Origin of the sequence: Streptomyces glaucescens (assembly GCF_002154375.1) — a bacterium.
Lineage (GTDB): Bacteria > Actinomycetota > Actinomycetes > Streptomycetales > Streptomycetaceae > Streptomyces > Streptomyces glaucescens.
In genome coordinates this window covers 1-8872 of sequence record NZ_MUND01000281.1, presented here as the reverse complement: position 1 = coordinate 8872, position 8872 = coordinate 1, and the positions used below count along the sequence as shown (strand labels likewise).

The window sequence follows — 8872 nt, the reverse complement described above, 5'->3', positions numbered from 1 at the left end:
CCTGATGGTGTACCGCGCGGACGGTCGCGCCCTCCGCGCGGTACACCATCAGGTCGATCATCGACACCTGCGCGGCCCGCTGCGCGATCCAGAACGCCACGAAGGAAAACAGGCAGACGCCGAGGGCGGCCGGCACCCGACGGTGGACTCCGGAGAACGCGATCACGGTCACGGATGCCGACCATAGCGCTCATATTCGGGCAGACCGGAAACGATTTGGTGTTCCGCCGGGGGGACCGTGTAATGTTCTCTGTGTCGCCGCGAGGGAAACCCGCAAGGGAAACGAAGCGGACGGCACACCGCAAGGGGCTATAGCTCAGTTGGTAGAGCGCCTGCATGGCATGCAGGAGGTCAGGAGTTCAATTCTCCTTAGCTCCACAGCACATCCCGCCGGGTCATCGACCCGGCGGGATTTTTGTGTGGTGGCCCGCTCGGCGCCGCGCGCTCGGCCGCTGATCGGCCGGCACCGAGCGGCAGCCGATCAGCGGCCGAGCGCGCGGCGCCCGCGGCCCTGGGACAGCACCGGCAGATTGCGCGTCGCGGGCTGGGAGCGGGTGTCCTCCTCGATCCGCAGGGCGAGCGCCGGGCAGCGGCGCACCGCGCGCAGCGCCTTCGCCTCGGCGTACCGGGGCACGGCCGCCTGGGCGACGGTCGGGAAGCCGTCGGCGCCCAGCTCGAAGACCTCGGGGAGGATGTCGGCGCACAGGCCGTGTCCCCGGCACAGCGTCCAGTCGACGTAGATCTTCTGCCGGCTGGGGCCGTTCTCCTCGGCCGTGCCGCCGCCCGGGACGCCCGTCGGGCCCCTGCCCCCCTCGAAGAGCGGCAGCACGCCCTCCACGGGCCGTCCGCAGCCGTTGCCGAGGACATGGGCGGCGAGGTCGTCCGTGAACGCCTTGATCGTCGACTCCAGGAACATCGCGGAGCCGTCCGGATGCGAGCAGGCGCCGCGCCGCTTGACGTTCCTGGCGACCTGCTTGAGCGCCTCCAGGGCGGCCGGCCCGCCGCCGTTCAGGATGTCCTCCAAGCCGCGCGCGGCGGCCGGCAGGCCCAGGTAGCAGGGGCCGCACTGGCCCGCGCTCTCCTCGGCCAGCCACTGCGCCACCCGCAGCGACTCGCCCAGCGGGCAGGTCTCCTGGCCGATCGGCAGGATCGCCCCCGCCCCCAGCGAACCGCCCACCGCGTCCAGCGAGTTGCGCGAGACGATCGCCTCGTCCACCGTCGCCGCGTCGATCCACTTGCCGTGGTAGCCGCCGGTCAGCACGCCCTGCGGGACCGGCGGGGCGCCGGCCAGCTGCAGGACGTAGCGCAGCGGCACCCCGGTGGGCACCTCGATCACCATGGGGCGGGCGACCGCCCCGGAGACGGTGAGCAGCACGGTGCCCGGCTCGTCGTACAGCCCGGTGTTGCCGTACCGCTCCGGGCCGATCCGCGCGGCGATCGCCAGCTGCGCGAACGTCTCGGCGTTCGACAGCAGGGTCGGGGCGCCGCCGACGCCGCTGACCGACGCACTGATCTTGCGGCCGGGCGGGATGGCCGGGCCGCCGTCGATCGAGCGGATCAGGGAGGCGGCGGCGCCGGTGACCATGCGGACGGGATTGCGCTGCACGCGCGCGCGGAGCGCCGATCTTCGCCCGTTGCTCAGGCCGCGCTCGGCGAGCGCGGCCTCCATGGAGCGCTGGGTGGACTCCCGGGTGACCCCCACCACGAGGGTGCGGGCGCCCAGGGCCTCGGCGCACAGCAGCGCGCCGTCCAGGATCAGGTGCGGGGCACGGTTGATCAGCACCGTGTCCTTGCGGCAGGCGGGTTCGTCCTCGCTTCCGTTGATCACCACCACCGGCCGCACGCCACGGCGGATCGCCGACTCGGCGACCGACCGCAGCTTCTTGTGGAAGGGGAAGCCCGCGCCGCCGCGGCCCCTGAGATTGATGCGTTCGGCGAGCTGCGCGAGCTGCTCGCCGCCCATCGGTTCGAGCGGCCCGTGCACTTTCAGGTGCATGGGCAGATCGAGTCTTTCGACAAGGTCGAAGCCCGACGTGAGCTGAGGAAGTCCGACCACGCGGACTTCGGGTACGTCGGGCAGGGCCTCGTTCACTTAAAGCCTCCGGAAGGCGTGTTCCAAGGTTCGCCCGAACCCGGCGCGCCGAAGTCGTAGGACGCACCGGGCAGTGTTTCTGTGGCGGGACCGCTGTTGTCGTACGTGTCGTTCGGGTTGTACGTGCCGTAGAGGGTGTTCGACTCAACGGTGTCGAACATCTCGGTGCCGCCGTAGCCGCCGATGCCTGGATTGTCATAGGCGGGGATGGTGTGTCCGGTGTCCTGGAGCGGGTCGTACGCCGACGGGGGCGCCTCGCCGACCGGCGGCGGCGACGGGATCGGCCAGGAGGGATCCACGCGGGGCAGCGAGGAGGTGTCCGTCCGGGGGAGTGATTCGGTGGGCTGGGCGTCCTGGGCGGGGCGCTGGGCGCGGCGGGGACGGGACACCGCGCGGTAGGCGGCGGCGAAGCCGGCGGCGGGCTCGGCGGGGCGCTCGCGGTCCCCGCGCGGGACGTCGTAGCCGGGCAGCGGGGAGGGCTCGGCGCCCGCCCGCGCGCGGGCGGCGTCCAGGTCCTCCCGGCCCGGCCGCTCCCCGCCCCCGAGCAGCGCGACGAGCCGGTCGGCGACCTCCCGCTTGACCGGGCGGGGCGCCGACCGCAGTGCCAGGGCCGCGATGACGGCGACCAGCGACACGCCGTAGAGGAACACGAAGACCGGCTTGGCCGGGCGGCCCGCGAACAGGCCGTGCACCAGCGCCGCGCACCAGGCCGGGTAGGCCAGCATGTGCATGGTCCGCCAGCGGGCGGCGACCGGGGCCGGGGAGGCGAAGGCGCCGCGCAGGGCGCCGGTGATGCCCACGAAGACCATGAGCAGTCCGGCCAGGGAGCCCAGACCGATCAGCCCGGCGCTGCCGGTGACGCCGAGTGAGAACGGGAGCACCGCGGCGATCGGCTCGACGTGGTCGAGGGCCAGCTTGGTGGTGACGTGCAGCAGCAGGAACGCGATCGCGGCGACCGCCGTCGCCCGGTGCACCGCCTGCCCGACGATCCGCTGGCGCGCGTTGAGCAGGATCCGGTCCTGGGCCACCAGGCCCCAGATCACCGAGCACGACAGCGAGACCAGGCTCAGCACGCCCGCGCCGAAGTTGAGGAACTCGCGGAACGTGTCACCTCCGGCCAGCACGAGCACGGGTATGAGGACCAGCACGGCAGCAGTCGCCGCACCGTAGGCCGACCGGCCGGGTTGGACGAGCGAGCTGTTTTTACGACGAGAGTTCATGGGGCAACTCCGAGCGGTTCGGGAAAGCGGTCCCGGGCCGCACTCTAGGTCGCAGCCGTACCCATGAGTACGAGGTTTGAGTTATTGCGCTGTTATCAAACGACAATCCGGTTGTTGCGATGCCCTTTAGGGGTTGTTACGCGAAGTAATCATGATCATGGCTCAGGTTCTGGGCGTCGTCGCGGCCCGGTCGAGGGCTGCGGTACCCTGACGCCATGCGTGCCGTACGCCTTCTGCTTAGCGGGCCGCGCTGATCAGTCCCGGCCACCGGACGAGTCGAGTGGCCGGAATCGGCGCGGCGTCCCCTCCTGTGCGAGGGGATTTTTCGTTTCTCGACAAGCCGCCGGCAGAGACGATCGATGGAGCTTTGAGGATCATGAGCGAGACGAACCCCGCTGCCACCGCCGAGGCGGCGGCGCCGCACCGCTACACGGCCGCCCTGGCCGCGGAGATCGAGGCACGCTGGCAGGACGTCTGGGACGCGGAGGGCACCTACGCGGCGCCGAACCCCACGGGCGACCTGGCGGGCGATCCAGAGCTGGCCGCCAAGCCCAAGAAGTTCATCATGGACATGTTCCCGTACCCCTCGGGTGCGGGCCTGCACGTCGGCCACCCGCTGGGCTACATCGCCACCGACGTCTTCGCGCGTTTCCAGCGCATGACCGGCCACAACGTCCTGCACACCCTGGGCTTCGACGCCTTCGGCCTGCCCGCCGAGCAGTACGCCGTGCAGACCGGCACGCACCCGCGCGTGTCCACCGAGGCCAACATCGAGAACATGAAGGCCCAGCTGCGGCGGCTGGGCCTGGGCCACGACAAGCGCCGGTCGTTCGCCACGATCGACCCGGACTACTACAAGTGGACCCAGTGGATCTTCCTGCAGATCTTCAACTCCTGGTACGACGACGCGGCGAAGAAGGCCCGCCCGATCTCCGAGCTGGTCGCCCGGTTCGAGTCCGGTGAGCGCGAGGTGCCCGGCGGACGCTCCTGGAACGAGCTGAACGCCGTCGAGAAGGCCGACGTCCTGGGCCGGTACCGGCTGGCGTACGCCTCCGACGCGCCGGTCAACTGGTGCCCCGGCCTGGGCACCGTGCTGGCCAACGAGGAGGTCACCGCCGACGGGCGCTCCGAGCGCGGCAACTACCCGGTCTTCAAGGCCAAGCTGCGTCAGTGGAACATGCGCATCACCGCCTACGCCGACCGGCTGCTGGAGGACCTGGACGCGCTGGACTGGCCCGAGGCCATCAAGCTGCAGCAGCGCAACTGGATCGGCCGCTCCGAGGGCGCCCGCGTCGACTTCCCCGTCGGCGACGACCGCATCACCGTCTTCACCACCCGCCAGGACACCCTGTTCGGCGCCACCTACATGGTGCTGGCCCCCGAGCACCCGCTGGTCGACACGGTCACCCCGGGAGCCTGGCCGGAGGGCACCCACCAGGTGTGGACCGGCGGCCACGCCACCCCCGCCGAGGCCGTCGCCGCCTACCGCGCGCAGGCCGCGTCCAAGTCCGACGTCGAGCGGCAGGCCGACGCCAAGGAGAAGACCGGCGTCTTCACCGGCGCGTACGCGACCAACCCGGTCACCGGTGAGCGGATCCCCGTCTTCATCGCCGACTACGTCCTGATGGGCTACGGCACCGGCGCCATCATGGCCGTCCCGGCGCACGACACCCGCGACTTCGCCTTCGCGCGCGCCTTCGCGCTGCCGATGCGCTGCGTGGTCGAGCCCTCGGACGACCGTGGCACCGACACGTCCACCTGGGACGACGCCTTCACCTCGTACGACGCGAAGATCGTCAACTCCACCGGCGAGGACGTCTCCCTGGACGGCCTGGGCGTCGTCGAGGCCAAGGCGCGCATCACCGAGTGGCTGGAGTCCAAGGGCATCGGCGAGGGCACCGTCAACTTCCGGCTGCGCGACTGGCTGTTCAGCCGCCAGCGCTACTGGGGCGAGCCCTTCCCGATCGTCTACGACGAGGACGGCGTCGCCCACGCGCTGCCCGAGTCGATGCTGCCGCTGGAGCTGCCGGAGGTCGAGGACTACAGCCCGCGCACCTTCGACCCGGACGACGCGGACACCCAGCCCGAGACGCCGCTGTCGCGCAACGAGGACTGGGTCAACGTCACCCTGGACCTGGGCGACGGCCCCAAGAAGTACCGCCGCGAGACCAACACCATGCCCAACTGGGCCGGTTCCTGCTGGTACGAGCTGCGCTACCTGGACCCGCACAACACCGAGAAGCTGGTCGACCCGGAGATCGAGCAGTACTGGATGGGCCCGCGCGAGGGGCAGCCGCACGGCGGTGTCGACCTGTACGTCGGCGGTGCCGAGCACGCCGTGCTGCACCTGCTGTACGCCCGCTTCTGGTCCAAGGTGCTGTACGACCTGGGCCACATCTCCTCGGCCGAGCCGTTCCACAAGCTGTTCAACCAGGGCATGATCCAGGCCTACGTCTACCGCGACAGCCGGGGCATCGCCGTCCCCGCCGCCGAGGTGGAGGAGCGCGACGGCGCCTACTGGTACCAGGGCGAGAAGGTCTCCCGTCTGCTGGGCAAGATGGGCAAGTCCCTGAAGAACGCCGTCACCCCGGACGAGATCTGCGCCGAGTACGGCGCCGACACCCTGCGGCTGTACGAGATGGCCATGGGCCCGCTGGACGTCTCCCGGCCGTGGGACACGCGCGCGGTGGTCGGCCAGTTCCGGCTGCTGCAGCGGCTGTGGCGGAACATCGTCGACGAGGCGACCGGTGAGATCACCGTCACCGACGCCGAGGCCGACGAGGAGACGCTGCGCGCCCTGCACAAGGCGATCGACGGCGTGCGCGGCGACCTGGAGGGCCTGCGGTTCAACACCGCCATCGCCAAGGTCACCGAGCTGAACAACCACCTGACCAAGGCGGGCGGTCCCGTGCCGCGCCCGGTCGCCGAGGCCCTGGTGCTGCTGGTCGCGCCGCTGGCCCCGCACATCGCGGAGGAGCTGTGGCGCAAGCTGGGCCACACCGACTCCGTGGTGCACCAGGACTTCCCCGTCGCCGACCCCGCCTACGTCGTGGACGAGACCGTCACCTGCGTCGTCCAGATCAAGGGCAAGGTCAAGGCGCGGCTGGAGGTCGCCCCCTCCATCTCCGAGGAGGAGCTGGAGAAGGTCGCACTGGCCGACGAGAAGGTCGTCGCGGCGCTGGACGGGGCCGGGATCCGCAAGGTCATCGTGCGGGCGCCGAAGCTGGTGAACATCGTTCCGGCGTAAGTGCTCCAGGAACGTGAGCCGGCCGTGAGCCGGCCATGAGCCCCGGGCCGGTCCCTTAAGGGTGTGCTCGGGGTTCGATGAGGGCAGGTTCGGGGTTGTCGTGGAACTCCGGGCCTGCCCGATGCGTTTACCGTGGAGGAGCGGCGCGGCGAGTGCCGCGGCGGGCCGCGGGCCCGATCGGCCGGAGGAGGAGCGCAATGGAAGCAGCGATCGCGGTGGTGGCCCTGCTCTTCGTGCTCTTCATCGCACTCGGCGCCTACGCCACGGTGAAGGTCGTCGGCGCCGCCAAGCGCGGCGTGGACCGCACGATCACCCAGGCCCGCCGCACGGTCGAGGACCACACCCTGCGCGCCAAGTCCTTCGTCCAGCCCGGCCCGGCCGGCGAGATCGCCCAGCTGCGGCTCCGGCTGCGCACCTCGATGCGGGCCACCCAGGACGCGCTCCACGCCGGCGCCGCCGAGGACCAGTCCTTGCAGGAATCGCTCGCCCTCTTCCAGCGGCTCAGCGCCCACGGGCACGAACTGGACGCTGACCTGCGGCGCCTGGAGTCCGAACCGGACCGGGCCTCGCTCGCCGAGCGGCTGCCCGGCCTGCGCGAACGCACCGAGCGCATCACGCACTCGGCGGACTCCCTGCGCTGGGCCGCCCGCGACCGCGCCCACCGCTTCGCCGACGACGACCTGGACACGCTCAGCGCCCAGATCGACGTCGAGGCCGGTGCGTTGCGGCACTGGACGACCGAGGACCCGGCGGGCTCCTCCTCCTCTTCCTCCGCCGCCACTCCGCCGCCGTGGCCGGAAGCCCCCGCCGGCGCCGACGCGGCCACGCACCAGCAGACCTGGCCGGACACCTCTCAGGCGCGGACCGACGAGGAGCGCCCCGCCATCACCCCGCCGGCCCCGCGTCCGGCCTACCCGTGGCAGAAGAAGCCCCGCCCGGAGAGCACCACCTGAACCCGCCTGCCGCGTCCTCGTTCCGGTGCAGGTGAGAGGGCCGGGCTGCCGTCCGGGCGCTACGCCAGGTAACCTCCAGCTCATGTCCCGCCATGTCGCGATCGTCACCGATTCAACGGCCTACCTGCCGCCGCGGACGATGGAGCGGCACGGCATCACAGCGGTGCCCCTGACCGTCGTCCTCGGCGACCGGGCACTCGAAGAGGGCAGCGAGATCTCGACCCGCTCCCTGGCCCAGGCGCTCCAGAAGCGACGCCCCGTCACCACCTCGCGCCCCAGCCCCGAAGTGTTCGCGCAGACCTATCGCAAGGTCGCCGAGACGGGCGCCAGCGGAATCGTCTCCCTCCATCTGTCCGCCGAGCTGTCCGGCACCTACGACGCGGCGGTGCTCGCGGCGAAGGAGGCGCCGGTGCCGGTACGGGTGGTGGACACCGGCATGATCGCGATGGCGCTCGGCTTCTGCGCGGTGGCGGCGGCCGAGGCGGCGCGGACGGGCGGTTCCGTGGACGAGGCCGTCACGGCGGCGGAGAAGCGGGCCGCCGGCACCTCCGCGTACTTCTACGTCGACACCCTGGAGTACCTGCGCCGCGGCGGCCGGATCGGCACCGCACAGGCTCTGTTCGGCTCCGCGCTCGCGGTGAAGCCGCTGCTCCAGCTGTACGGCGGCCGGATCGAACCGCTGGAGAAGGTGCGCACGGCGTCCAGGGCGATCGCCCGGCTGGAGGAGGTCGTCGCCGAGCGGGCGGGTGCCGCGCCGGTCGACATCGCCGTCCACCATCTCGCGGCGGCGGACCGCGCCTCGGCCCTGGCGGAGCGGTTGCGGGCACGGGTGCCCGGGTTGGGCGAACTGCATGTGAGCGAGGTCGGGGCGGTGATCGGGGCGCACACGGGACCCGGGCTGCTGGGGGTTGTGGTCGCCTCACGGTGAGGGCCTGTCCGGAGGCCTCGTCCGCGGCGCTTTCCGTGCGGCCCTGTCCGGGGTTCAGCCTCGTGAGTGACGGAGTTGTCCACAAGCGCAAGGTTGTCCCCGGGAATCGAGCAAGATCATCGCGAGGATGCCGAGCTGTCCCATCCTCGTCGCATGGCACTTCGAGCACGCTCACGCATCACGTCCGCCACCAGCGGCCCCGGCCGGGGTCCCGCCTCGGACGGCCGCGCCCTTCCCCGCCGTACGCCGCTGCGCGGCGGGTCGGCCCGGCAGCGGCACACGTCCGCCGACGAACTGCGGCGACGCGCACGGTTGTTGTTCGGGGAGTCGGGGGCTGGACCACCGGTGCCGGACGAGGGCGGCGCTGCGGCGAACGGGGCCGAGCAGGAGCCGGGTCGGGAGCGGGAGCGGGGGCAGGCGCCGGAGTCCGCT

At 71.7% G+C, this 8872-nt stretch carries 5 protein-coding genes, 1 tRNA gene and 1 pseudogene; 5 read left to right on the top strand and 2 right to left on the bottom strand.

Features of this window, described 5'->3' with window-relative positions; genetic code table 11:
* Positions 1 to 305: 305 nt before the first annotated feature.
* Positions 306 to 378: transfer RNA gene (locus CCN42_RS19250), tRNA-Ala, on the top strand.
* A 103-nt stretch (positions 379 to 481) separates the two neighbouring features.
* Here the strand turns inward: CCN42_RS19250 and CCN42_RS19245 are convergent.
* Together CCN42_RS19245 and CCN42_RS19240 are read right to left on the bottom strand one after the other, a co-directional pair.
* Entirely contained in the window at positions 482 to 2092 is a 1611-nt protein-coding gene (locus tag CCN42_RS19245; RefSeq protein ID WP_169731486.1) for an NADH-quinone oxidoreductase subunit NuoF family protein, read from the bottom strand.
* Complete coding sequence (locus CCN42_RS19240) at positions 2089 to 3312, bottom strand: ferric reductase-like transmembrane domain-containing protein (RefSeq protein ID WP_086737338.1); 1224 nt, start codon at positions 3310 to 3312, stop codon at positions 2089 to 2091. The genes CCN42_RS19245 and CCN42_RS19240 overlap by 4 nt, the downstream gene beginning before the upstream one ends.
* A gap of 376 nt (positions 3313 to 3688) precedes the next feature.
* Here CCN42_RS19240 and leuS point away from each other — a divergent pair, with 376 nt between their 5' ends.
* The 4 genes and pseudogenes from leuS to CCN42_RS43780 form a co-directional block, all read left to right on the top strand.
* A complete protein-coding gene (gene leuS, locus CCN42_RS19230; RefSeq protein ID WP_086737336.1) occupies positions 3689 to 6559 on the top strand; it encodes a leucine--tRNA ligase in 2871 nt (956 codons plus the stop codon).
* A gap of 197 nt (positions 6560 to 6756) precedes the next feature.
* Positions 6757 to 7512: a hypothetical protein gene (locus tag CCN42_RS19225; RefSeq protein ID WP_086737334.1), complete on the top strand. Its 756-nt coding sequence runs from the start codon at positions 6757 to 6759 to the stop codon at positions 7510 to 7512.
* An 82-nt stretch (positions 7513 to 7594) separates the two neighbouring features.
* Complete coding sequence (locus CCN42_RS19220) at positions 7595 to 8440, top strand: DegV family protein (protein WP_086737332.1); 846 nt, start codon at positions 7595 to 7597, stop codon at positions 8438 to 8440.
* Between the two features lie 153 nt (positions 8441 to 8593).
* Positions 8594 to 8872 (top strand): annotated as a pseudogene (locus CCN42_RS43780) (ComEA family DNA-binding protein); the annotation flags it as partial.

Bases quoted from the DNA above. Each gene is read 5' to 3' on its own strand.
- CCN42_RS19240 (WP_086737338.1), bottom strand. From the start codon at position 3,312: ATGAACTCTCGTCGTAAAAACAGCTCGCTCGTCCAACCCGGCCGGTCG.
- leuS (WP_086737336.1), top strand. From the start codon at position 3,689: ATGAGCGAGACGAACCCCGCTGCCACCGCCGAGGCGGCGGCGCCGCAC.
- CCN42_RS19225 (WP_086737334.1), top strand. From the start codon at position 6,757: ATGGAAGCAGCGATCGCGGTGGTGGCCCTGCTCTTCGTGCTCTTCATC.
- CCN42_RS19220 (WP_086737332.1), top strand. From the start codon at position 7,595: ATGTCCCGCCATGTCGCGATCGTCACCGATTCAACGGCCTACCTGCCG.